We start from the raw sequence: 25418 nt of genomic DNA on the forward strand, positions 1-25418 counted from the left end.
AATTAGTTATTTTCAATAGTTAATCCTTCGTGTGCAAGTTCCAGAGTTTCAATAGCAACCTCGTTACCTTCAGCTTTCAAATCTGTTGACTGCAATTTAAGCGGAAACGCATTTTTCACTTTCCAGGTTACGGCAGGCTCTCCGTTTTCATCCAGAAGAGAAATCGTAATAGATCTTCTTTCCACCGTATTCAGCTGAATCGACTGGAACCATTCGAAAAACTCGTTATCTTGTTTGAAAGTTCCTCTCTTTAAAGTGATGTTGTTGAAAACCCTCAGGCCCGGCATTTTGATTTTGCTGAAATCCGGACTCGCGCCATGTCTGTATTCAATAAGACCAGCTTCAATATTTAAGCCCGATACTTCCTGAAAACCTACTTTTGTTCCCCCCCAATCTACTTCAAAGGCAAACTTTACTAATGGATATGTACTCATAATTATTTTATATTTTTTTGTTATTTACTTTAAATTTTTCTAAGCTTCCTGTAGTTTGTGAGAAAAACGCAACACAATAAATTCAGCAGGACGTACAGCAGCCATACCGATCTCAACGATCATTCTTCCTTCCAGAATATCCTGGGCAGACATTGTTTTGTTTAATCCTACACTTACATAATATGCTTCTTCAGGCTTGCTTCCTGCCAAAGCTCCATCCTGCCACTGCTGGTTAAGGAAATTTTCAATCATTGTCTGTACGCGAATCCATGTATTAGCCGTATTCGGTTCGAAAACGAAACGTTCTGTCGCTTTTTTCACAGACTCTTCCACCATGTTGAAGAAACGGCGTACCGAAACATATCTCCATTCGTTGCTGTTTCCGTCCAGTGTTCTTGCTCCCCAAACCAATGTTCCTTTTCCTGTGAACGTTCTGATCACATTGATGGATTTCCCGGCTGTTGTATCTACGTTAAGCGCATCCTGCTGTTTATCAGAAATTTTTTCTGCTGGGGCTTCCACGAAGTTCAGTCCTAAGTTAGCCGGTGATTTCCATACTCCTGAAGTGCTGTCTACTTTGGCGTAAACTCCTGCCATTGAAGATGATGGACCCAATACGACTTTTTTAGATTCAATAGCCTTTTTAGCCTGGTTATAAAAATCAGAATTTGTTGATTTCAACGCTGCTAAGGTTGCAATACCCGATGCACCGGTAATCAAAACATCCGCTTCCTTATAATTATAACTCAAAACTGTTTTTAATTTTGGATGATAAGCAGCTCCATATTTTAACCCTTTGGCCGTTACTTCTTTTCTGAAAATAACATCATCACCCAATACATCCATAATAACGAATCTGTCTTTCATCGATTCTGCCAAATCCAAAGCAGTATTATATGCAGAGTAAGCCTCGGTAATAGCAGAAGCTATGTTAGCGTCAGAAACATTATCGGCATTTTGAGAAGCAAAACCAGAAATGGTGTTGGTAGTTGTAAGATCTGCAGTATAAGCATCTGCAACAGCTTTGGCAGCAGCCTTAACGGCGGCAACACTAGGATTTGTAACGGCAGCTGCAGCTCTGGCAGCGTTTACAACAGCCTGAGCAGCCTGAGCAGCAGCAACTTCGGCAAGATTACCAGGATCATTAATTTCATAATCATCAGCAACAGCAGCGGCGGCGTCAACAGCAGCAGTTACACTAGCGCCATCAACAGCGTTTGAAACTGCTTTAGCAGCAGCTTCAGCAGCAATAGCTGCATTCCTGTTATCCATGGTAGCCTGAAGAGCAGCATCTGCAGCAGCAACTTCAGCAGCAGTAGCCACTAAACCTTGAAGATCCGGAAATACAATAAGCGTAGGTTCGTCTTCTTTTTTCAGCAATTCAAGACCCTTTAATAAAGTTTTATCCGATGTAGCAGATTCTACAAGTACAGGATCTGTATAGTTTCCTACTGCCACGATATAGCAAGGCCCTCCGCCATTTGCAAAATACATTTGCATCGCATAATACATTTTGTAATCGCTTACTTTAGGCTGCGTTGCAGTGGCAACACCGTCTTTGAAAGCTACAGCAAAAGTTTCAGGGTTTGCTTTTCCAAAAAGAGCTTCGTACTCCAACATAGAAGAGATTCTCGTTGGTTTGTGTTGCTCTCCTACTTCGGTATACCCGATAAAAGCAGGAATAGCAGTTTCAACTTGCGCTACGGAAGGCGGAAATTTCTCCAGTTCCTCCACATAGACTCCAGGGGTTTTGTAATTCATTTGTTAAAAAATTTTAAATTAATATTAATTATATCTCGAAATAAAACTTCGAATATTTATCCGTGATTGACAGTTGTTTATGATTGTTGTAATTGGTGCGAAAATTTCAGGATAATAAATTCTGCAGGACGTACCAACGCTATTTCGATCTTTGCATTCAGAATATGATGACCGGTAACTTCATCTTTAGTACCATCAACCTCTACTCTATAAGCTTCTTTTGGTGTGTTTCCTGCCAATGCACCTTCGATCCACTGTTGATTCAGGAAATTTTCCAACATTGTTTTTGCCCTCAAATAAGTAGAAGGAATGGCAAGCTCATCAATAAATGTTTGAAGGGCTGTATTGATTGACTGCTCAATCATATCATAATAACGGCGCACATGCACATATTTCCATACATTATCTTCAGTTCCTATCTTGTCTCTTCCATCAAGCGTTCTTGCACCCCAGACCAAGGTCCCTTTTCCTGTAAAACTTCTGATAGCATTGATTGATTTGCCTGAGATATCTATATTTAAACCCGAATGTTCCTGATCTGAAATTTTCTCTGTTGGTGCCATAACATAATTAAGGCTTACGTTTGCAGGCGCTTTCCAAATCCCTCTTATACTGTCTATTCTCCCGTATACTCCTGCCATTACAGATGATGGCGGTAAAATAACCTTTAAAGATTTTATGGCGTCCTTAATCTGACTGTACAGTAAAGAATCGGAGGTCTGTAAGCTTTCCAAAGTGCTGCCGTTTGCATTTCCCAAAAGGTCTTTTGCCGCTGATACTCCATCAATTAATTCATCAAACTCATCCAGGAAGTGTATATCAACACTGTCAATGGTTCCATTGTATATAGCTTCTATGATAGCAAAAGGCTCGGTAAGATCTACTTTTTGATCAGCAGTCTCATTAATTTCTTCTACAATTGCTACAGCCTGGGCCAATAGATCAGCAAGTACTGCAACATTTGCTGAAGCAAATAATATTTCGTCACTGGCCAGTCTTTTTAACTCTCGCAAAGCATCAGCTTCTCTACCGTAGAAGCTTCCACTATTTACCTGCCCATCCTGTAAACCTTTGTGTTCAATAATAGCCTTCTCGTCAAAAGTATAATTCAAAATAGTTTTCACATAAGGAAAATAAACAGCAGCATGGCTTGTTGAGTCTATTTCTCTTCTAAAAGATTCAATGGTGTTACTTCCGTTTGATATGATTGTAGTATTTCCGTAATAAGTATCCAGGATAGCAAACCTATTTTTTGTCTCATCTTTCGCTTTTACAATGACCTTCTTGTAAAGCGTATAAAAATCAGCTTCCCTGGATAATGAGATGGCATCAGGGAGAATAATAAGTGTGGGTTCTTTTATAGCATCGATCATATTTAATGCCGTTTCCAGTAAAGACAGCTGTACTGTTCCCCCTGAAGAATATTTCCCGGCAGAAATAATATAACATGGGCCACCGCCATTGGCAAAATACATCTGAAGAGCATAGTACATTAAAAACTGTACCTGAGGGGTTACAACCGTTACTCCCTTTCCTTGTATATCTCTGAGCTGGAGACTTTCTTTTTTTGCATGTCCAAAATACTGCTCATATTCAAGAAGAGAACTGATTTTTAGCGGCTTGTCATAGTCTACAGGAGTCAATTCGGTATACCCGATAAATGCAGGTATAGCGGTTTCTACTAATGCCACTGAATAAGGGAGTCTGGATATTTCTTCCACTGAAACACCTGGTGCTGTTGAATTCAACATGTTTTAAAATTTAAGTTAAAGGTTATTAGTTTTTGTTTTATTTTTGCTGTTGATTAATCAACTTTGATACTTTGTATATTTACCTCATTAATCAGTTCAACAGGAACTACATCTTTGGCCACAATTTTTATCACACTGATTTTATATAAGACAGAAGGCATTACCTTTCCGCCCAGCAGTCCCCAGATGTAACTTAGCTGTTCAAAGGGAACAGAATGCAGCTCGATTCTGAACCTGAAATTTTTATTTGGATCCGTATCAACATATTCCAGTACATTTTTTTTCTGAAATATTTCGATAACTTTTGAGATGTTCAGTAAAGCCCTGGCATACATACTCCTGTTAGCAGCCACCATTACATATAAGTTTAAGTAAGCTGGCGGGCTTTCTCTGTCATATCGGGTTGGGTTGTTGTCTACGATTACTTTTTCGTACCTGGATCTGTTCTTTAATGTTGATTCTTCCTCAACGCTCAGAAGGGTAATCACCACCTTATTATCAAGGCCTGAGGTTTCGTCCTCATGTTTTGCGATGTCCCCAACAACAGCGATATCGATTTCGTTAGGAACATTCGGATCCCATAAACCATCCGTAGCATTCAGCTGGTCTTTTAAAACGGTTAATACTTTATCAATCATAATTTCTGTTCTTAATTATTATGATGCAAACATACAATCAGACCTCTTCAAAAGACAAATATTTTGGGGCCTCAAACCTGTCTTTGCAGTAAATAGAATTTTACTCCTTATAAAAAAAACAACTGCATAACACTGATAAGCAGACAATTAAAAACTCATTAAAAAACACATCAATTTTGAACAAAGAATTTCATCACCTAACAGCGGCCAAATCTGAGCTTGTTATTCTACTCCAATTCTGTCACTATTTTCTCATCCTTTTCAACTTTTATAAAGGAGCAAAACCTGCATGCTTCCGATGGCTGGTCTTCTCCAGATGAGGTACTGTAAAATCCTTTGTTCCATCTCCAACATCAAAACACAAATTCTTCTCAGGCTTATAGTTTTCCGATTTAGAATTATCTTTTATATCTGTCAGTATCTAAAAATTTCCAACCTGAGAACTTAAGACATGATTTTTCCTTTTTACTGCAAAGACAGAATGCAGCAGCCTCATAATTAGCAGGATGATTTTTCTTCCTCTAATTTTGACCCAATAATTTTAAAACTTTAATCATATGAACATCAAAAAACTTTTTGGCAAACGCAATGAAATCATTGGTGGCCATTTCAACGAATTACGTGCAAAACTGGGTGTCGCTGATCAAAATGAAGAAGCTATTTTTTCTTTAAGAGAGGAAATCTGCAATCAGTGTCCTTTAAAAAACGGAAACAACTGTAACGCTATGAAATGGATGAATCCTGAAACACTTGAGGTTGCAGATTCTCCTAAAGATGGATTTATCAGAGGCTGCGGATGCAGATTGAGTGCAAAACAAAGATCAAAGCTAAGCCTTTGCCCTGCCGGCTTTTGGGGTGGAGAGTTTGACCGGAAATAATACCGTATCAGCAATCCCATATTGTATAACTAAAACCTATTAAATGTGAAAGAAGAACATATCATTCAGAAAGTTTTTGTCGAAATTACAGTCAACAATAAAGAAAAGGCTTTTAGTATAAAAGATGATATTAACAGCTTTCTGTCTATTGATGTTTTTCCGGAAATAGAAAAGTATATCAATACTTTAGAGTATAAGTTAGCTGGCCATACGCTTCAAATCCTCCGGTTAGAGCTGAATCTGGATGTAAAAAACAGCTCTTTAAACGCTGAATTGAAAGATAAAATTGTACAGCTTTTTAGCGAAGAACTGTCAGAAATCACAGATCCTGCTATCAGCATAAATGAAAAAACAGAAAGTGATCCAAAAGCGTATCTGATCAACAATCAGGAAAAAATATTTCAGGCTTTTATTTATTTTTTAGAAAACGGATGCATGCCATGGTGGAACCCCGTGAGAAAAGGTATTGCTTTTTTAGACTCACCAGTATTTGACAGTCTTATTTCAACAGACCATTTCCAAAGGGATATCGCTCCTATTCTGGTAAAGAAAAGTGTTCAGGATCGAATCATCAATCAGTTTTCAAACGAACAGATTGCACAGTTATGCCTGGCAGCATTAAAAAATAAAGAACTAAAATTAGACTTAAGTGCTGAAATAATACGCCATCTGTCAAAACTAAACCCAACTGACAGAGCTATCGTATGGCGTTTGGTTCTCAATATGGTATCAGAATATGTGCATCGATCAAATAAAAACATTCAGGGATATCTTTTTGAGCAAATATCAAAAATAGAACAGGCGGCCTTAGTACAGGGAAAAAGCAGTAGCCAAAATTGGCAAGTAATAACCCAGATATTCCCTTTTATTAAAGAAAAAAAAATTCCTGAGCGTCTGAAAAATAAAATAATACATACTTCTGAAAACGGACCATCATTGGCAGAAACAACTCATCATAAAAATGAAATAACCCACGCAGATTTAAGTCAGGATAATGGCCAGTATATTCAAAATGCAGGACTTATACTGATACATCCCTTCATCAGGACCCTCTTTGAACATTGTGGTCTTCTGGATCCCAAAACCCAGGATCTCATTGATCCTGAAACAGGTGCCCATCTGTTGCATTATATTGCTACCGGAAAAACAAATGCCCCGGAATATGATATGGTCTTCGAAAAATTCCTGTGTAATATTCCGGCAAACCAAGCCATTAACAGACATATTAAGCTCTCCCGAAAACATAAAGCAGAGGCTAAGAATGTAATAGAAAGTGTTCAGCATAACTGGAATCCCATGCGAAAGTCATCTGTAGCACTGCTACAAAACGAATTTTTTCAACGGCCAGGGAAACTGGTTATGACCGACTATGATTATACCCTTACAGTAGAACGAAAGGCACAGGATATTCTGCTTGATAAACTTTCCTGGGGAATCGGTCTTGTTAAGCTGCCCTGGCACAAAAAATTCATATTGGTAAACTGGTAAAACTCTTTTTTACTGATTGATTTTTACGATACAAAATTTTCTGCAGATCTGTTTCCCACGGCAAGGAAAATATTTCTGAAGCCCCTCTCCTTCCTTAATCTTTTCAATAACATCAACTCAAAATAAACCTATGGAATCTCTAATTAACCATGAACAAAAATCATTGATAAAAACAAAAGTTAATGAAAAAATAAAAGTAGCTAATCCCGTATTTCAGGTCAGCGAAATACGTCATGAATCTCTAAATAAAGAAATGAAATGGCTGCAATCGCTCATTGAAACACGATGCAAAGAGTTATTTTTAGAAGATGAGATGGAATTGAATGCTTATGAAATACCTTCCCCTCCGGAATTTGATAACGAATCCCCCTACGCTATTACGGTAAACTCATACAGCCTTACCACCATAGAAAGGGTAATTCTGGCTCTGGGCATTGCTTCTGCCCATTATCCATCCATACTGAAAACATTTGTACAAATAGAAGAAAGCAGTAATGCATTTGCTATTGAAGCAGGCGGGGAATATAACAAAGTCAACCGCAGTTTTAAGCCAACTTTCCAAACAGCTCTTTTTTTACTTGCCGGTAAAGATTTAACATTGTGGTCACGATATAGTGCCCAGCTGATCAATGGCAGTATACTGCTACAAAACGACATTATTTACAACCGTTCTTCAGCAGAATTTATTCATGGAAAAATTGAACTGGATACCGCTTATTTGAATTATTTTCTATCCGGGCAAAAACCGCAGTTAGACCACGGCTCTTACTTCCCGGGAAGGCTTTACAAATCTGACCTCACCATGGATGACATCATTTTAGAAGATCACGTCAGAGAACAGATAAAACCCATCGGACATTATATAAAAGCATTGGAAAACGGTTTTTTCCAAACCAAGGGACACAGCTTTAAACCGGGCTTTATAGCTTTATTCTATGGTGCGCCGGGAACAGGAAAAACAATGTTGGCAGGTATCCTTGCCAATACATTTGGTATCGATATGTATCATGTGGATCTTTCACAGGTGGTCAGCAAATATATTGGTGAAACAGAGAAAAATCTTGAAGTGTTATTCAACAGGCTGCAGAGCAAAAACTGTATGTTGTTTTTTGACGAAGCCGATGCTTTGTTTGGAAAGCGTTCTGATGTAAAAGACGCCCATGACCGTTATGCCAACCAGGAAGTGTCTTATTTATTACAGCGGATTGAAAAATTTGACGGATTAACAGTACTGGCTTCCAATTTTGAAAACAATATGGATGATGCTTTCAAACGTCGTATAGACGTATCTGTAAATGTAATCCGGCCGACAGAAAACACCAGAAAATCGCTTTGGGAGCATTATTTACCTCATAATATAACCTTTGAAAGTGATGAACTTTTAAAACACTTAGCCAAAGAATATTCTTACACCGGAGCCAATATCCGCAACATTATGAAAAACATTACGATGGCCTTGCATGAGCGTAATGAAACTATGATTACCCATTCGCTGCTGAGCACTTATTTAATGATAGAAAACGAAAAGGCTTTCGGAAAAAACCAGTCCCGCATCAGCCCCTTCATACAAAAGTCAGAATAAGTTCCTAAAACAGCATAATAACGAATCTAATAACCAGCAACATGAGCAGACATAAAAAAACATTTGCGCCAAGGACCAACAGGTCTGAGGCGCAAATGAATGATCATAAAGAGGATGAAAAAAAACACGAACAGATCAGTGATCAGGACAGTAAAGTATCCCTTGCCAAAACAGAAGTTACCCAAATAACCTATGATCCTTTTAAAAACAGAGCATTCCGTAAAGTAGAAAAAGACGGATCTGTCATTCAGTTGTTTGATAAAGGACCACATGTAACAGTACTTAATAATGCACTTGATAAATTAGGGCATAAAGTATCAGAAAACAAAGCTTATTTTGGTGATAAAACAAGGATTGCTCTCATCAATTTTCAAAGCAATAATGGCATTACAGCTTCTGGAATTTTTGATAAAGAAACTTTGTTGAAAATGGACAGAAAGCTTGCGAAACTTAATGTTCAAAAAACTAAAAAGGATAATGAAAATATTGCTTTATCCGCAACATTTGAAAACCCTAAAACCAATAATACCAAAGATGATGACTCGATTACTTATACCATTATTATCGCGAAAAATCAAAAGTTTAATGGTAAATTGATTCAGACAGATGAAGATCTCAACCACTTTGCAGAATTTAAGATGCACCTTACCCGTCATCTGGTCTGGAAACCAGCATTTACGAATGAATATGTTCAAGAAAAAGTTGCCAAAGGAGGAACTGTAAACTATAGAATATCTGCAAAAGAAAATAATATAGAACAAGAGACACAGGCATTATCACCAGATAAAAAGCAATTTATCAGGGATGCAGCAAGTACTGCCGATTATATTCAAAATACGCGTATCCTTGATTTATTAAAACAATTATCAGAGGAAGATCTGGCGGATTATAAGAGTAAAGTTTCACAGGAAACAAATAGTTTGAATGCGATCGAAGAATCTCTTAAAGAATATATTAAAAATAGAAATGACCGAAATAAAGAAAAAGATAATCGAGAAAAATTACAAAATCGATTAGCAGGACTAGAAACTTTATACAAAAAATATACAAGCTATATTAAATTTAAGCATAGTCACGAAAGCACCCCTTACGAACGAAACGATCCTAACAAGGCACTTTTCGAAAATGCTTTAAATAAGCAATTAGAAGAATTACTGGTTTTGCTTGAAATAAATGGATTTACTCTGGACTCATTCAAAAAAACAATTATAGATTACGAGCTTTCTTTCCGTAAAGAAACTGTTCACATTGCAGAAGATTCTTTGATAAAGTACAGACATGTTCTCTTCGAACAAAAAAAGAAATTACTCAATGACACTTTCATAAAAAATTTATTAGAAAAAATAAAAGCCTCTAAAGCCAAAGAAAGTTATGAAGTAGCCAATAATGCCGACACACCAATCATCATCGAAAAACCGACTCCTGAAGAGAGGGATTTCAAAAATAAAATGGAGGCACTTGCCAGGAGTAAAAGAGCAGAGGGTAATACAGCAATCAAAGAATTATCATCTGTAACTCCACTCGTTGAAGATAATGGTTTTAATAAAGAAGGTTTTGCCAATGTAGAAACGAGACAGGAGCTTCACGATTTTCTGGAGAATTACATCAACGATCAGGAAGAAAATATAACAAAAATCATTGCAAAATTACAATCAGATCAAGGACTTTCTATTTATGGTTTTTCAAGCCTGCTTCAAAAATCAAAAGAGCAACAGGGAATAGCCAAAGACAGCATTTTTGATTTAATAATAAATGATAAAGAAGACCAGGAGAGCACCAGACATCTCATAGAAGGTTTACTGATAGGTGTTTTAGCTGTTGCATTAGGATTACTTTCTTTTGGTACGGGAACGGTAGCCGTATTATTAGCCGCAGGAAATTTTGCTTTAAGCAGTTATTTAACTTATGAAGAAATAGAATCATACCGCACCCAGCTTGCTGCTTATAAAGTAAATATTTCTAATGATGAGCCAAGTGCTGTTTGGGTTATTATTTCTGTTGTAGGTTCAGTTTTAGATGCTGCTGCTGTTGCAAAAATATCGGCTAAATTGGTGAATGCAGGCAGAGCATTTGAAGTATCAAAAGATATTACGGAAACCAGAAAACTTCTTACTGAGGCAAACTTAGCTCCTGCAGTTCGGGAACAAGTGATAAAAGCCCTGGAAAATGATTTGGCCAGAGTTGAAGCACTTGAAAGCAAAGTACAGCAAAATGTTGCTAAACAAACTAAAATAAAAACTCAAAAGGATGAAGTATTACATGGTTTTAGACAGGCAAAAAAACTTACTTATGTAACAATACCATTCCTAATAGAGACAGGTGAATTATTAGCCAGAGCTGTGTTTGCCATTCGAAAAGGAATTGTTACATTTGATAGTTTTATAGCTGAGCTCAAACTAGCCAAAATAGTAAGTGAAACAGGATTAAATCCAGAAGAGCTGATAGCAGCGAAAAATGTTTTTGAGAAGGCAAAAACCCTAGCCAAAGATGACAAGCTGGCTATCGAACTTGAAAAAGCAATGGCAGATAATGATCTTACTAAGGTGAAAAGTTTGCTGGAAGATAATAAGGGTACAACGACTCGTAATATAGATTTTGATATTGAAAGTGAAGAAAAGCTTTTGATTGAGCTTGAAGAAAAAAATGCAACAGTTTATAGAACGCAAGGGGGTAAAAAACCGAATGCTAGCCAACATAGAATAAGGTTAGATGAAAGTGGAAATGTAAAAATAAATGGAGATAATATGCTATATGTAACATTAGATGATAGATCGCATCAAGTTTATTTTTATGAAAAACGAGGTGGGAAAGATTTGGGTGTAAAAATAGTTTCTTTTGAAATACCGGAATCATTAGCAAAAGAAATTAGAGAAACTGCAGTAGCTCAAGACTTAGGTAAAGCGCATCCTACAAAACCACAGATTTCAGATCCCACAAAATCCACAGGAGCATTTGGTTTACCCAAAGAATATATAAAAAAAATAGAAGAACAAGCTATCAAAGGAAGTTGGAAAATTGAACAACCATAAATTAAATTGTATGAAAAGTATAAAACAAAGATTAGATGAAAATTATATACTAGGTTGTATAAAACATAAGAATAAATATCAATTTTATTTAATGCCAATTGCATGGTGGATTTTAAATTATGAAAAATACAGTCCATCAATATTACAAGATATTTCTCGTCAAAATTTTAGAAATGGGGCTCTAAATGTAACCGATGATAAAATAAATCTCTTTTTTACGTCTATTTCTGAAGATCAAATTTCTATATCAGACGTAAAAAGTATTATTGAAAATTTCACAGAAGAATATTCTGTAATTACATTTTTCATTGATTTCGATAAAAAAGAATACATCAGTATATTTGACTATATTGAAGTAGAAACTTACTTACCAGATAAAACTTGGCTCGGAAAATATGGAAATCCAACGGATTATATTCCTGTGAACATATTAGATCAAATCTAACTAATTTTAGCAAACGCAAATAACAATAAACCACAACACAAGAAGTTGTGGTTTTTATTTTACCGTCAATGCACGTAACTTCCATTAGGGTTATTGATTTCGATTATTAAAAATAAATCACCAACAACTATTTAGTCAATCTATTTCACTTGCCAAAAAATGTATATTAGACCAAAGAAACTGAATAACATCATTATCAGTAACAAAGAAACAAATGTAGCGGATATCAGAGAGATGCAGATCGTCAAAAATACAATTCAGGAAATTCAAAAAATAAAAACACCAAAAAATATAAATTTACTTGAAAATGAATAAAAAAGATACAATAGAAAAGATTTTATACTATCACTTTGAAATAGAAAAGATCAATAATAAGGAAAACTATTCATTACTAAGAGCGGTAATGTATAAAGATGCAGGATTGCAGGGAGAAGAATACTATAATAGAGAATGGCATAGCGAAAAAGCTGCATTGAGTTATTATCCGGATCCAACACCGGGAGAATTTGTAGATGAAATACGGGCAAAAGAGATCATGAAAATAATAGATAAAGAAATAAGATGAATTATAAAGACCAGCTGTATAATGCTAGAAAATTTGCAATAGAAAAACACAATGGTCAACTTTATGGAATATACCCTTATGAAATTCATTTAGGCAATGTAGTAAGTGTATTAATGAGATTTTCTATTCTTCCGACAAATCAAGAAAACACTGATATCCTGATAAGTGCATGGCTTCATGATATATTAGAAGATACTACAGTTTCAATTGAGGAGTTAGAAAAAAGATTTGGAAAAAAAATTACTGAAATTGTGTATTCTTTAACTGATGGAGATGGTAAAAACAGAGAAGAAAGAAAAGACAATATGTATAATAAACTTATTCATAATCAAATTAGTATCGTTGTAAAATTAGCTGACAGAATAGCTAATGTAGAGTTTTGTTTGATACAAAATAATAAGAAACTATATGATATGTATCAAAAAGAACAGCCCAAATTTCAACAAATAGTATCGTCTAAAATGAACACAGAATTAGCAAATTCTCTCTTAATCTACTTAAAAAAATTGCTATAAGAGATTTTCATCCTTAATAAAATAACATTTATAATTTCTACCATACAAATGCTAGATAATGGCTATTGGTAAATATATAAAAGGAGACAATATATCGTATATGTATGCATTCTTTTATTTATCATTCTAAATTTATGCGGAAGTAAACTGATATTTAAGTCAAACTTTAATTCTACTCACGGCCACACGATTGCATTGTGTGGCTTTTACTTTCATTTATATGGATATTTTTAAAGCATTTTTAATCATATTTTTGTTTTTAAAATATTTGATTTATAATATTAAGCCATACGAAAAGATTTGTGCAGTAGCTGAGGGATGAGTAGCCAATAAATATAAAGAATTAGTAAAACCATTAAACTAAATAAATATGATTTTTGCCATATACGATTTTACCCCTTTAAAGATGAATTGCCTAAATTTAATTTAAAAGAATTACTAAATATCGAAGATTTAAATAACTCTATTTTTGAATATTCTCAAGCTACATCAGCAAGAACAGTACATTAGTTTCAAAAAATCTGAAGAGGCTAAAAAGTACAGAGAAGATAGAAATATCAGGCTACCTTATGTTGATTTTAAAAATTTACCCGAAACTCTTGATGATATATTATTAGAAAAAATAATGGTCTATCAAAAAGAAGGAGAAGTTCGGGATGCTATATTTGATTTGATTTCAGAGGACCATAAAGGTCAAATTGCACGATTTGAATACAAAATACGAGAAGAGGAAGCCAAAAGGTAAGCTTTAATGTCTGACGAGGAAAAAAGAAAAGGAGAAGAATGGTGGGATCAATATGATGCAGCAACACCTGGTTTTATGGGCAATGTAGGCGAACCTGATACGGTTACAAGCTATATCATAAAATACGGTGTAAATCCCTTAACCCGAGAGTCTGAAACTATTGAAAGTTTTCAAAAAAAATATACTATCGATCCAAAAACAGGAGATCCTGTTCCAAGGAGAAAAAATGAATAGTACTTTATAAATAAATTCTAAAGAGGCTATCTTTACAATGAATAGCCTCATTTTTTATGTAAAAAAATTAAAATGAATAAGAAACTATTAGAAAAGAAAGATTGGGAATATTATGTTTTTGAAGAAGACAGCAATATTGAATTATCTGTTCCTATTCCCAATCCCAGCCCAGGATTTGATATCATTTATATTCTGGATGAATCTGAAAAAGTAATGTATTTGAAGACAGGGATTAAAGCTCTTGAAGACAGGATAGAGGATATGAAAATTAACTTTTCAAATTACAAAATGAATTCATGGAGATAAGAATAGTATATCAACTTTAACAAAAAAATATCCTATAAAACCACAACACAATAGTTGTGGTTTTACATTTAATTATCTTTCCTAGGTAAAATATAAAAGTTATCTTTTAAGTTTAACTTTAAAATAGATAAATGTATACAGATTTAGAAGACAAGCTAACGAAAAAATATTATCGTGAAATAGTTGAAAAAGCCTTATTACAGGCAAAAGAAGAATATGAACAGTCTCCAGATACTTCATTGAACATCTCTTTTTATAATCAATTACTGGATATAAAAAAAACAGTAATTGACAATAATGAAATTTATACAAAAGAAGAGGCTTATCAAAAATATCCAATGGCAGTAATGATAGCAAAAAATTTCTTAGCAGAGGAAGCCAATACAGATTATGCCAATATGTTAAAAGACATAGTCTGGGGAATATCATTATATCCGACTATGATTGAAGAATAAATTAATGCATATCAAAAATATACAGATAAATCTTTAAAAAAGAGTTTATCATTGAGGGTATATTAAACTTATAACAAATTAAATATGATCAAAAAAAACGAAATAACCAGACAAAAATTATTTGATGGCGATGAACAAGAATGCCTGAAAGAAGTTTTTGAAATTGAAAATCAGAAAATCAGATTAATTGATTTTTACAACAGTCCGCTAAGAGATTTAAAAAAAGAAATAGATGATGAAAGTTTTGACGCCATTATCAGTGAATGCCATTTTAATCTAAGGAATAATTTTATTGAAACATATTTATCTGAAGAGGGATTAGAAATTCATTATGTAAAAAATAATGATAGCATCTATCTGTTTTCCTATGGGGAATTTCAGCCCGGCAGATATATGCTATTTTTAGAAGGGATTGATCATTACATGGGCTAACAAATAACTGTTGAGCAGAAATTAAAAACAATATACCCAAAGACCTTTATACTGAAGCTTTCTCCAATTGAATAAAATTTTGATTAAAAATAGCTTAAGTACCCTGCAACACAAATAATATAAAAACCACAACCCAATAAGTTGTGGTTTTATCATATTTTCCTGATTTCAGATCTTTTCTTTTTATTCCGGGTATTCATGCTAAAAGCAAAGGTAATACAAAGAACATTTCAATGCATTAAGAGATCCATTTCTATAGTTTTACTCATCATTTACATGCCGGCCCGGTTTCATAAAAAACACACAGCCTCCCGCCGCCAAAAACAACACTCCGGCCAAAACAATTGCAGATGAGGGATCAGCCCCTAAAAAATTATTAAAAATAAAACCAAACGACAGGGTCTGGATCAACATGGGAATAACAATCATCATATTGATCACTCCCATATAAATTCCTCTTTTACTGTGAGGAATAGAAGGGGAAACAATGGAATAAGGCAGTCCCATCATTGAAGCCCATCCGATTCCCAACGCAACCATCGGAATAAGAATACCATATTCATTTTTGATAAAAGGTAGCGTCATTATTCCCAATCCTGTAAGAAATAAACAGAAAATATAGGTGTTTTTTGAGCTGAATTTTTTAGCAAAAGGAACTAAGAGCAACGCACAAAACATGGTTACAATATTATAAGAGCCATTCATAAGTCCAGTCTGCCCTACTGCTACTTCTACCTGATGCAACACACTTTTTGCCCATGTCAGGTCGGATACTGCAACGGATATTCCACTTTTCGCGTTTTCCAGAAATTGGCTGGCCTTCATGTCATCGGCTTCGGAAACTCCATACAGTGACCATTTAAGCATTGGAGTAATAAACTGCCAGTATACAAAAAGGGCATACCATTGGAAGAGATATACCGATGCCAATTGCCAAAGAATTTTCGGCATTTCTCTGATGGCTATTATTATTTCTATAAAAGGGGTAAAAAACGTACTGCTTTCTTTAGCTTTTCTTAGCTCCTTAAGCTCCTCGTCAGTGGGTGGGATCTCCGGCGTTTTATACACAGACCATGCTACCGATGCAATAGAACAGAAGGACCCTAAGAAAAATGAATAATAAACCCACACAGGAATACCTCCGTTCGCAGAATTTCCTCCCAGATACTTTTGAAAAACAAACAGTGAAAGATTGGCCAGTGTAATCCCTGCTCCCACAAACAGGCTCTGCATCTGAAATCCGAAAGTCTGCTGATCTTCAGGAAGTTTATCTCCAATGAATGCACGGTAAGGTTCCATGGCTGTATTATTGGCAGCATCCAAAATCCATAACAAACCTGCGGCCATCCAGATGGTAGAACTGAAGGGAAATAAAAATAAAGCGATACTGCAAAATAAAGCACCCAGCAAAAAGAATGGTTTTCTGCGTCCCCATTTAGGGCTCCAGGTTTTATCACTGATAGCCCCAATCAATGGCTGTATCAATAATCCTGTAATAGGCCCGGCAAGATTCAGAATAGGAAGCTGCTCGGCATGGGCTCCCAAAAAAGAATAAATAGGATTAACTGCCGTCTGCTGAAGTCCAAAGCTGTACTGAATACCAAAAAAACCGACATTCATATTCCAGATTTGCCAGAAGCTCAGATGGGGAATGATTCTTTTTACTTTCATAAATTGGAGGTTACAAGTTCATAGTTTTTTCCCAATATAAGATCTGCATCATTTTTAAAATTTCTGATAATCTGATGCTCTATTTCCAGTACTTTTTCTATAAAATCACTTTGCTCATCGCGGTTACGGTTCATCCGGTTCCTGTAAGTATCCTTATAATTCCTGTCTATAAAAATTTTAAAATCAAAAGATTCAATTTCAAAGACATAAGTACCTTCTACAATAATAATATTGTATTCAGAAGTTTCTATTATTTCATGACCGGCTGAGTTTTTACCATAGTTCACCAAAGGCTTTTCTATTTCCGGAACTCCGTTTTTAAAATCCATTATATTCCGGGAAAGTGTATTAAGATCAACTTCATGGATACCTACATTATCGAGGGACTGCATGCGGTTTTCGTGATTCGTTCTCGGAGGAAGCTTAAAATAGTCATCCATCTGTACAACGAGACTCTTAAGATGATCCTGTTCCAGAACTTTCTGAATGGCAAAAGCCGTTACCGATTTTCCGCTGCCACTTTCTCCAGCAATTCCTATTGCTATTTTCCTTTCTTTGCCTAACGAAAAATGTTTTTTCAGTATCTCTGTGATCTCTTTGGCTGTAGCCAGATGTTTATCTTCCAATTCTATAATATCTCCAATCATTTTTTTATTTTTTGAGCCAGGTTATTTTGAAAACGGTTCTTTATAATGACATTAAAATATATCCGGACGCAGAAAAGCAGAGCTGCTCTGTTCCCAGTGGCAAAAGCTTGTCTGTTGAATAAAATTCTCTGAAATGCTCACCCTTTTCATTCATTAATGTTTCGTATTGTGTAATAATTTTTTCAGGAATTTCCTTGATTCCTTTTTTCTTAAGACCCAGACACAGCCACCCTAAAAATATAGGCCATGATCCTCCGTTGTGAAAATGACAAGGCTGGTTTTTAAAGCTGTAACTGTAATTGTTTTCCAGCAGACGCCAATCATCATCTCCTGGAAAAATAACCGGGTAAAAGACGGGAAGCATCCAGTGCTTAAACTCATTACTCATATCCCTTAAAAATTCTGAAAAATCCTGAACATCAATTTCAAAATCTAAAAGCAGAGCCAGTGCATTCCCGGCAAGATCAAACCGCTCATCATACCCGTTTGCATTCAGAGATGCCCAGAAGAAGGGTTTTGCTGAAGCTTTGGCATAAGCTGTTTCATGATACCTGGCTGCATTTGAATCATTTTTGCAAAAATTTTGCTGGATCAGATTTTTGGTGTTTTCCGATACCGTTTTTAATTCAGGATCATTATAGGCTTCTGATACATTTTTCAAGGCCCAGTATCTGAGAACATTATCATACAGTGTATAGCCCGACGTCACATATTCATCTGCCCAGTTTCCTCCCAATGGACTGTAAACCAACCCCCTCTGATTGTATTCCCAAGTCTTAAGGCATGAAAGTGCCTGATAAATCTTTTTTTTCAGACTGCTTTTAAGAGCGTCATCTGATGTTATTCTGAGGTATTCGCAAGCGGTAACAATCCACCATGCCGTAGCATCTGTCCTTCCAACATGTGTTCCGTAGCTTGCTTTGCCATTCACCACATTGGAGGGAATCTGCCCGTTTTCTGCCTGATGTTTGACCAATGTCAGAATAGATCTTTCAAGCCCCGTAAGAATCTCTTCATCATGGATTAAAATTCCGGCATACCCTGCCATCATAGAATCTCTTGCCCATACTCTTGCGTAATTGTCTTTTTGTTGTGCAGATGCCAGAATTCCTTCTTCTGTAATCGCTTTTCTGATAATCTCTATGGCTTCCTGTCTAAACATATTATTATTTTTTTAAAATGCAGAACGAATAAAAATTCGTTCCACATATGAGCAAACTATTAAAAATCAAATTTCACACTTGCACTGTAGCTGCTTCCCGGAAGCGTTCTTGCTCTCACGATTCCGTTTCCGCCTGCGATGCTTCCTTCTTCTGCTTCTGTAACCGCAATGGTATTAAAGATATTATTGGCATTCACGCTTACCGAAAGATTTTTCATGATCTGATAAGAAATATAAGGGTTTACAATAGCATAACCTGGCATAATTAACTTGTTGGAATCCTGGGTATAAGCTTTTGTAGCTCCGATCAAATAAAAGCCAACATTCAGTTTGTTCATATTGAAATTTGGATTTACGGAATACATCAGCTTAGGTGTTCTTCTTGGTGTGTTTCCAATAATGGAAGGATCAAGTGCATTTTTGATCTCGGCGTGAGTATAAGTGATTCCTGCCTTTACTTCAAAGCTTTTTGTAATCCTGTAATATCCATCCAGTTCTACTCCCAGGGACTGGTATTTATTTTCTGTTTTTCTCTGAGTTGTCGCTTCATAATTGGCCTCCTTTGTTCCTGCATAGAAAAGTGTTGTATTCAGGAAATATCCGGCTCCTCTCAGTTTGTATCCGGCTTCTATCTGATTTACCTTATTTACCTTTACAGCATCCAGTGCAGGATCATCATTATTGGTGTAGTTATACCCTGAAAACAAAATTCTGTCTGCAGAAGCACTTCCACCCTGGCTTACTCTTGCAAATACTGCATTTTTACTGTTCAGCGCATAATTGGCACCTACTGAATATCCGAAAATTCCGTATCTGTAATTTACAGGAACAATGATATTATCATTTGAGCCAACCATTTGTTCAGGAATATCAATGACGCCGTTACCATTCATATCAAGGCTTGTATAGGTAACGGTGGCTCCTGAGAACGTTCCTGTTACTTTCCCGATATCATATCTTGCTCCGGCATCTATCGTCAGTTTATCTGTTGCATTGATTTCGATCTGTGCATGTGGGGCAGTGATATCGTATTTTGTATTGTAGTCTCTCTTCAGATTTCCCCAGTCTTTCATTCCATAATTCAGTAAACCATGATCTGTTATATATGCTCCGGACGTATTTTTCACATCAACCAATCTGGCATTACTGTCGTTTACTTCCTGAATATAATTGTTCCACATCCATGACATATTGATATTTTGTGTAGATTTATACAAACCTGCATTTAATTTTAATCCGTTCCATTTTTTGTTGATATTAAAATCATTCACAAAATTATTGAAGTTATTCAGCTTTACATTAAAAAGAGCCAGCTTCATATAATAGGCATTCATATCGACCGGAGTATTGGTTCCTGCATAAACAGCGCTTCCGAAATTGGTAAAATTACCCGCAGTAAAGAAATCACTACCTCTGCTTACACTCGCAGGAAACGGGGCAATAAACTGCCCACTGTTGGCTGCATAACGAATTTTTTCTTCCAGCTTCCAGCCTTCTCCAAGATCATAATTAAATTCTGCACCTATCACTTTAGAAAGAGAGTGCATTCCATCTGAAACATCACTGTTAAAGATATTCCCGTCATTCCCTAAGGTTCTGTCATGCTGCAGATTAATGGTTTGTAAAGCTCCTCTGAGAATATTGTAATTCGGCAGAGAAGACCATTTAGGATCTGCATCTGTTCCCATAACCCCTACCGGCATCGGCATATACGCTGCTGTTCTGTCATCCAGTATCTTTGCGTATATTCTGAAACTACCTCTATCAAACTTTCTCAGTAAAGAAAGCCTGAACTGTCCGCCGTTATTGGAATTAAATCCGGTCTTTCTGGGCCCGTCTCCTATTCTGTAGAATCCTCCTACCGCTACGTATGTATTTTCTGCTATTGGGGTTCCGTAATCAAAATCAGTCCTGTAATTTTTATAGTTAAGCCCAATCTGCTGAGTAATGCTTCCCCCTTCTTTTTCTCCTGTTTTTGTGATAAAATTGATGATCCCTGCCGGAGAATTACTTGCAAAAACAGAGGCAGACCCTCCTCTTAATGCTTCTACTCTGGAAACAAAAGAATCAAACCTTGTAAACTGATCCTGCGTTCCGAAAGCGATGTCTCCAAACTGCATTACCGGTAACCCATCTTCCTGAATCAGTAAATATCTTGAACCTCCCGCCGAAACCGGAACCCCTCTTACGGTAATATTGGAATTACCTTCCCCTCCTGATGATTCTGAACGTATTCCGGGAATTGTTCGGAAAATTTCTGCAGTTGTTCTTGGGGCAGCATTTTCTATGTCCTTCATTTTTAATGTTGAAATAGAAGTACTGGTTTTAATAGAAGCTTTAGGGTTTGAATTCCCTGTAACGACTACTTCATCAATTGCTTTACCTTTTGCAATTGTATCGTTTTCTGTACTTTGGGAAAACATAAATGCTGCGGTATTCATAGCACCCAAAATGAACAGTCTGGTAAAAATTTTCGATTCCATATTTTTAGGAGTTTTTTAATTATGGTCTAAAAGTATTTTTTTTACCATATGTAAAATATGGTTTGTTCACAGTGTTAAATTATTATTAAATTCAAACGTTTGCGCAAACGTTTGCGGTGGATAACTTATTTTAATTTTAACTTTTCTATAACACTTCAATTGTATAAATTAACATTTTTTAACTTAAATTTACTCCCAAAACATCACTAAATTAACCCAAAAATTGCCTCAATTAACTTAAAAATGAAAAGAGTCACAATAAAAGACATTGCTGAAATGCTTAATATCAGTGTATCTACAGTGTCCAGAGCACTGAAGGATCACCCTGATATCAGCAATGCTGTAAAGCTTAAGGTAAAAGAGGCAGCAGAAACCTTTAATTATATCCCGAATGACTTTGCCATCAACTTCCGGAAGAAATCATCAAAAATGATTGGGCTTATTATTCCTGAAATGTCCATGTTTTTTATCCCTTCTATTATTAAAGGAATATCTTCTGTACTTCACAGAGAGGGTTATCATTTTTTTGTACTGTCGTCAGAAGAATCTTTAAACAGGGAAATAGAAAATATTGTTACCTGCATCAACTCCCGGGTAGACGGTATCCTTATTTCTCTTACAAGATATACGAAAGACCTCTCCCACCTGCAGAAAGCCAGAGATATTGATCTTCCTGTTGTTATTTTTGATAAGACAATTCCGCAGAATCATTTTGACGAGATTATTTTCGATAATAGGCTCAACGCTGAAACAGCTGCCGAAAGACTGATAAAAAACAACTGTAAAAGGATACTGGCCATATTTGGTGATGAAAACCTGAAAATAACACAGACCAGAAGAGATTTTTTTATCGGTAAATTAAAAGAATCACCAGAAACAGAGTGTAAAATAATCTATTGTGAATCTGCCGAAAGTGTAAAAGAAAAACTGAATATCATCCTGGATTATGAACGTTTTGACGGATATTTTGCCATGAGTGATGAAACGCTCGCCGGATTGCACAGCTCTCTTATCAAGAAAAAAATACCAACTTCAGAAACCAAAGTTATTGCTATAACGGAAGGTACTCTTCCAAAATATCTTGACGAATCTTATGAATGTATTATCAACGATGGCTTCAATATGGGCACAATGGCTGCTGCCAGGTTGCTGGAAATAGTAAAAAATGCTGATCTAAAACTGTAACGGTAAACAGATCTATCTATCTTCTCATCCTATGACTTTCCGCTAAATCAGTATATTTGAAAAAACATCATACAATCTCTATCATTCAGATATAAAAGATGGAAAAGAAGTTAACATCACAGCAATTAAAACTCATCACATTACATAGCCAGGGCTTAATACACAATACGCCGTTCGGAACCGGGAAAACAGCTGTTCTTAAAGCATTGGAACATCTTGGATATATACAGATCGATACACTCTCTGTCGTTGAACGTGCCCATCATCATACCCTTTGGACAAGGGTTCCTGATTTTCAGGCAGATTATCTGGAAGAACTGGTGGAAGAGCGTAAAGTATTTGAATATTGGTTTCATGCAGCATCCTACCTTCCCATGAAGGATTTCCGCTATGTTTTACCGCAAATGCTGATGATCAAAAGAGGAGAATCCCGTTACTATAATGCAGATCCTAAAGTGATGAAATATGTCACAGATACCATTCGCAATGAGGGTCCTAAAAAAGCAAGGGATTTTGAAAATGAAAGCAAAAAAACCGGAAGCTGGTGGAATTGGAAACCTGCTAAACTCGCACTTGAAAGACTTTTTATGCAGGGAGATCTGATGATCAGCGGACGCTCCGGAATGCAGAAAACCTATGATCTGTCAGAAAGAGTATTACCTTCTTTCACTAGCACTACAGAACCTACGTCTGCTGAATTAGCGGAATATCTGGTAAAAACCAATCTTCGTTCCTATGGGTTTACCACAGTAAAACAGATTACTCACCTTAGGAACGGAAATGACCTGAAGAAGAATGTCAATGAGATACTGCAAAGCATGCTTGAAGAAGGCATAATTTCCAAAGTCAATGCTGAGGGAGGAAACGCTGTTTTCATCCAGAATGATATACTGGAAAAAACATTTGATCCTGCTGATCCAGGTGTATGGCTGCTCTCTCCATTCGATAATTCTATTATCCACCGGGATAGAATCAAACAGATCTTTGATTTTGATTTCCGTCTGGAATGCTATACTCCAAAAGAAAAAAGGCAGTATGGTTATTTCTGTCTTCCCATCCTGTTCGGAGACCAGTTTATTGGAAGAGTGGACTGTAAAGCGCACAGAAAAGAAAAAAAATTTGAGCTTATTCATCTGCATATTGAAAACGGCGCTATAGCTACTGAATTATGGCTTACTCCTTTTATGGAAACCGTAAAGCGTTTTGCAATCTTTAATGGCTGTGAGTCTTTGGTTCTGACCAATGTAAGTCCGTCAAAACAAAGTCCTGATATAAGGAAAAAACTGTCCGGATTAAAATTAAAAAAATAGTTGGCATCTCTGTTAAAAACAGAAGGCTGTCTCAAAAGCCAAGTTATATGACTTTTGAGGCAGCCTCTTTATCTTTTCAGGAAAAACTTATTTAGTTTAAGCTCTGGTTTGTTTTCTGAACAAAATTATTCCATTGCAGGTCCAGATAAGCTACAGCTTTCTTTTTCTCTGTTTCATTCAAAGAAGAATAATCAATAGAATTGAAAACCAGTTTTTTTATTGCTTTCAGATCCAGTTCCCAATATACCTGCGTAACCCAAAAATCATAACTTAAGCCTGTATAGCCATATACGGAAGGATCATCACTGTTGATAGAGCACTGCACTCCATTGCTCAATAACACTCTTGCAGGATGATTTCTCAGATCGCTTACATATCCTAAGATCTGATTGCTGATCGGGCTTACTTCTACCAGCTTATTCTGTTTTCTGATCTGTTCCATGGTTTTCGGGAAGTAAATCAGATTGAGCCCGTGACCAATTCTTTTATTGTTCAATGGAACAATATCCAGTACATTTTTGTTCAGGGCAGAATTGCTTTCTCCGGCATGAAGGAAAAGAGGTATTTCCACACCATACTTTTTATTAAGTTCATTCATTTTTGCCCAGCTTTTCTCAAAGAAACTGATATGATGCCCGGCAGCTTCATCTGCTACAAGATCAAAGCCTGAAATCATATCCGGAAACTCTTTTTTCAGTTCAAAAGCAGTTTCCAATTGTTTTCCAATACTTTCGTTATCCAAGAATTTAAAGCTTGAATAGATCAGCTTCAGTGTGAACTGCGGATCTGTCTTCTGTATTTCTTTAATAATGTCCTGCAGATCTGTGACAGAAGTTTTCAAAGGATATTTTCCATGCTGAAAATCGTAAAGTTCATCAAAGATATATCTTATTTCTACGTGCTGCACCTTGTCTTTTATCAGATCCTGAAATCCTTTCAGATAATACTCCTTAAAGAAAGGACGATACGGAAGCAGCAGGTTGATGCGCTTAAACCGTTTTTCAAACTCGATCCAATAATCTGTATAAGAACATAGATTATCCCTTTTCAGGGTTAGAAGGTCCTGCAGTTCTTTTTCAAAACCAGGATCTGAAGCCAGCTTTTTATCAAGACTTACAAATCCGGCCGGAACTTTTCCTTTTTCAAAAAAAGCCAACTGTCCGAAAATAAACTGATCATTATCTTTCTGATCGTAAACATAGCATTCCTGATATTTTCTGGCAGCCGAAATGACCCATTTCACGTCTGTTATTCCTCCGCTGTGGGTATGCAGCAGACCTCCTTTCGGCATACCCTGAAGGAGCTCAAACAGCTTGCTGCTTTCTATCAATGGTTTTAATTCATTAAAAGAACTGTTATATAAAGATATTTTCTTCGCTTCTGTATCACTGAGAAACTGTTTACGGAGCTGGAATATTTTTTTATCCAAAGCTATTTCTGCATCAGTTAACCTGACATTAGCATCAAATGCCATTGCCTCATTTTCCTTCTCTGATAAAGCCAGGCTTTGCTCATAAGCAGATTTTCCAGTCACTTTACTTTGTCCCCAAAATAAAGGTGCTCCTAAAAGCGATATATAAATAAGGTATTTTTTCATCATAATATTGGAGAATTTTGTACTGCGGTCATGTATTAACCGTTAAAAGTAGCTTGTTACAGCAAAAATTGTGCAGAATAAAGCTATTTCAAAAATAAAATTAAT

The 25418-nt window shown here is 36.0% G+C and carries 23 protein-coding genes; 14 read left to right on the forward strand and 9 right to left on the reverse strand.

Translation table 11 applies throughout. The features are described from left to right. Window positions 1-2: 2 nt before the first annotated feature. The 4 genes from AC3FI7_RS08600 to AC3FI7_RS08615 all read right to left on the reverse strand — a co-directional run bounded on the left by AC3FI7_RS08600 (window position 3) and on the right by AC3FI7_RS08615 (window position 4584). On the reverse strand, window positions 3-434 hold the full coding sequence (locus AC3FI7_RS08600) for a phage tail protein (protein ID WP_142724321.1): 432 nt from the start codon (window positions 432-434) through the stop codon (window positions 3-5). A gap of 39 nt (window positions 435-473) precedes the next feature. After that, a complete protein-coding gene (locus AC3FI7_RS08605) occupies window positions 474-2195 on the reverse strand; it encodes a phage tail sheath family protein (protein WP_491461845.1) in 1722 nt (573 codons plus the stop codon). A 77-nt stretch (window positions 2196-2272) separates the two neighbouring features. Beyond that, window positions 2273-3946: a phage tail sheath family protein gene (locus tag AC3FI7_RS08610; protein WP_142724320.1), complete on the reverse strand. Its 1674-nt coding sequence runs from the start codon at window positions 3944-3946 to the stop codon at window positions 2273-2275. A 53-nt stretch (window positions 3947-3999) separates the two neighbouring features. Continuing rightward, entirely contained in the window at window positions 4000-4584 is a 585-nt protein-coding gene (locus AC3FI7_RS08615; protein WP_142724319.1) for a Pvc16 family protein, read from the reverse strand. A 557-nt stretch (window positions 4585-5141) separates the two neighbouring features. Between AC3FI7_RS08615 and AC3FI7_RS08620 the strand changes: the two genes are divergently transcribed. The 12 genes from AC3FI7_RS08620 to AC3FI7_RS08675 all read left to right on the forward strand — a co-directional run bounded on the left by AC3FI7_RS08620 (window position 5142) and on the right by AC3FI7_RS08675 (window position 15258). Further along, complete coding sequence (locus AC3FI7_RS08620; protein ID WP_142724318.1) at window positions 5142-5462, forward strand: hypothetical protein; 321 nt, start codon at window positions 5142-5144, stop codon at window positions 5460-5462. A gap of 45 nt (window positions 5463-5507) precedes the next feature. Continuing rightward, complete coding sequence (locus AC3FI7_RS08625; RefSeq protein ID WP_491461846.1) at window positions 5508-6950, forward strand: contractile injection system tape measure protein; 1443 nt, start codon at window positions 5508-5510, stop codon at window positions 6948-6950. Between the two features lie 130 nt (window positions 6951-7080). Then, window positions 7081-8532 (forward strand): ATP-binding protein, encoded by a 1452-nt coding sequence (locus tag AC3FI7_RS08630; protein WP_491461847.1) that lies wholly within the window; start codon window positions 7081-7083, stop codon window positions 8530-8532. A gap of 41 nt (window positions 8533-8573) precedes the next feature. After that, entirely contained in the window at window positions 8574-11561 is a 2988-nt protein-coding gene (locus AC3FI7_RS08635; RefSeq protein ID WP_491461848.1) for a peptidoglycan-binding domain-containing protein, read from the forward strand. A gap of 10 nt (window positions 11562-11571) precedes the next feature. Then, window positions 11572-12006 carry a hypothetical protein gene (locus tag AC3FI7_RS08640; RefSeq protein ID WP_291896025.1) on the forward strand — a complete coding sequence of 145 codons (435 nt, stop codon included), beginning with the start codon at window positions 11572-11574 and terminating at the stop codon, window positions 12004-12006. A 307-nt stretch (window positions 12007-12313) separates the two neighbouring features. Next, complete coding sequence (locus AC3FI7_RS08645) at window positions 12314-12571, forward strand: hypothetical protein (RefSeq protein ID WP_491461849.1); 258 nt, start codon at window positions 12314-12316, stop codon at window positions 12569-12571. Next, complete coding sequence (locus tag AC3FI7_RS08650) at window positions 12568-13086, forward strand: HD domain-containing protein (RefSeq protein ID WP_491461850.1); 519 nt, start codon at window positions 12568-12570, stop codon at window positions 13084-13086. The genes AC3FI7_RS08645 and AC3FI7_RS08650 overlap by 4 nt, the downstream gene beginning before the upstream one ends. Window positions 13087-13555: 469 nt before the next feature. Continuing rightward, entirely contained in the window at window positions 13556-13831 is a 276-nt protein-coding gene (locus tag AC3FI7_RS08655; protein WP_491461851.1) for a hypothetical protein, read from the forward strand. 6 nt (window positions 13832-13837) lie between these two features. Beyond that, the gene (locus AC3FI7_RS08660) at window positions 13838-14065 is read left to right on the forward strand and encodes a hypothetical protein (protein WP_491461852.1); all 228 of its coding nucleotides are present in this window, start codon (window positions 13838-13840) and stop codon (window positions 14063-14065) included. Between the two features lie 72 nt (window positions 14066-14137). After that, a complete protein-coding gene (locus AC3FI7_RS08665; protein WP_491461853.1) occupies window positions 14138-14371 on the forward strand; it encodes a hypothetical protein in 234 nt (77 codons plus the stop codon). A gap of 131 nt (window positions 14372-14502) precedes the next feature. Continuing rightward, complete coding sequence (locus AC3FI7_RS08670) at window positions 14503-14826, forward strand: hypothetical protein (protein WP_491461854.1); 324 nt, start codon at window positions 14503-14505, stop codon at window positions 14824-14826. Between the two features lie 84 nt (window positions 14827-14910). Next, entirely contained in the window at window positions 14911-15258 is a 348-nt protein-coding gene (locus AC3FI7_RS08675; RefSeq protein ID WP_491461855.1) for a hypothetical protein, read from the forward strand. Window positions 15259-15519: 261 nt separating this feature from the next. On the opposite strand, the gene AC3FI7_RS08680 is transcribed toward AC3FI7_RS08675, so the two are convergent. The 4 genes from AC3FI7_RS08680 to AC3FI7_RS08695 are packed head-to-tail and all read right to left on the reverse strand — an operon-like array spanning window position 15520 to window position 21221. Then, window positions 15520-16929 carry an MFS transporter gene (locus AC3FI7_RS08680; protein ID WP_491461856.1) on the reverse strand — a complete coding sequence of 470 codons (1410 nt, stop codon included), beginning with the start codon at window positions 16927-16929 and terminating at the stop codon, window positions 15520-15522. Then, complete coding sequence (locus AC3FI7_RS08685) at window positions 16926-17576, reverse strand: uridine kinase family protein (protein WP_491461857.1); 651 nt, start codon at window positions 17574-17576, stop codon at window positions 16926-16928. The genes AC3FI7_RS08680 and AC3FI7_RS08685 overlap by 4 nt, the downstream gene beginning before the upstream one ends. Before the next feature lie 40 nt (window positions 17577-17616). Next, window positions 17617-18738 carry a glycoside hydrolase 100 family protein gene (locus AC3FI7_RS08690; protein WP_491461858.1) on the reverse strand — a complete coding sequence of 374 codons (1122 nt, stop codon included), beginning with the start codon at window positions 18736-18738 and terminating at the stop codon, window positions 17617-17619. 59 nt (window positions 18739-18797) lie between these two features. Next, window positions 18798-21221 carry a TonB-dependent receptor gene (locus AC3FI7_RS08695; protein ID WP_491461859.1) on the reverse strand — a complete coding sequence of 808 codons (2424 nt, stop codon included), beginning with the start codon at window positions 21219-21221 and terminating at the stop codon, window positions 18798-18800. A gap of 243 nt (window positions 21222-21464) precedes the next feature. Here AC3FI7_RS08695 and AC3FI7_RS08700 point away from each other — a divergent pair, with 243 nt between their 5' ends. Together AC3FI7_RS08700 and AC3FI7_RS08705 are read left to right on the forward strand one after the other, a co-directional pair. Beyond that, window positions 21465-22406 carry a LacI family DNA-binding transcriptional regulator gene (locus AC3FI7_RS08700; protein ID WP_491461860.1) on the forward strand — a complete coding sequence of 314 codons (942 nt, stop codon included), beginning with the start codon at window positions 21465-21467 and terminating at the stop codon, window positions 22404-22406. Between the two features lie 98 nt (window positions 22407-22504). Beyond that, window positions 22505-23716: a winged helix-turn-helix domain-containing protein gene (locus AC3FI7_RS08705; RefSeq protein WP_491461861.1), complete on the forward strand. Its 1212-nt coding sequence runs from the start codon at window positions 22505-22507 to the stop codon at window positions 23714-23716. Window positions 23717-23807: 91 nt separating this feature from the next. On the opposite strand, the gene AC3FI7_RS08710 is transcribed toward AC3FI7_RS08705, so the two are convergent. Further along, entirely contained in the window at window positions 23808-25316 is a 1509-nt protein-coding gene (locus AC3FI7_RS08710; protein WP_491461862.1) for an amidohydrolase family protein, read from the reverse strand. Window positions 25317-25418: the final 102 nt, after the last annotated feature.

Source organism: Chryseobacterium sp. TQ-BC-N36 (genome assembly GCF_058382295.1).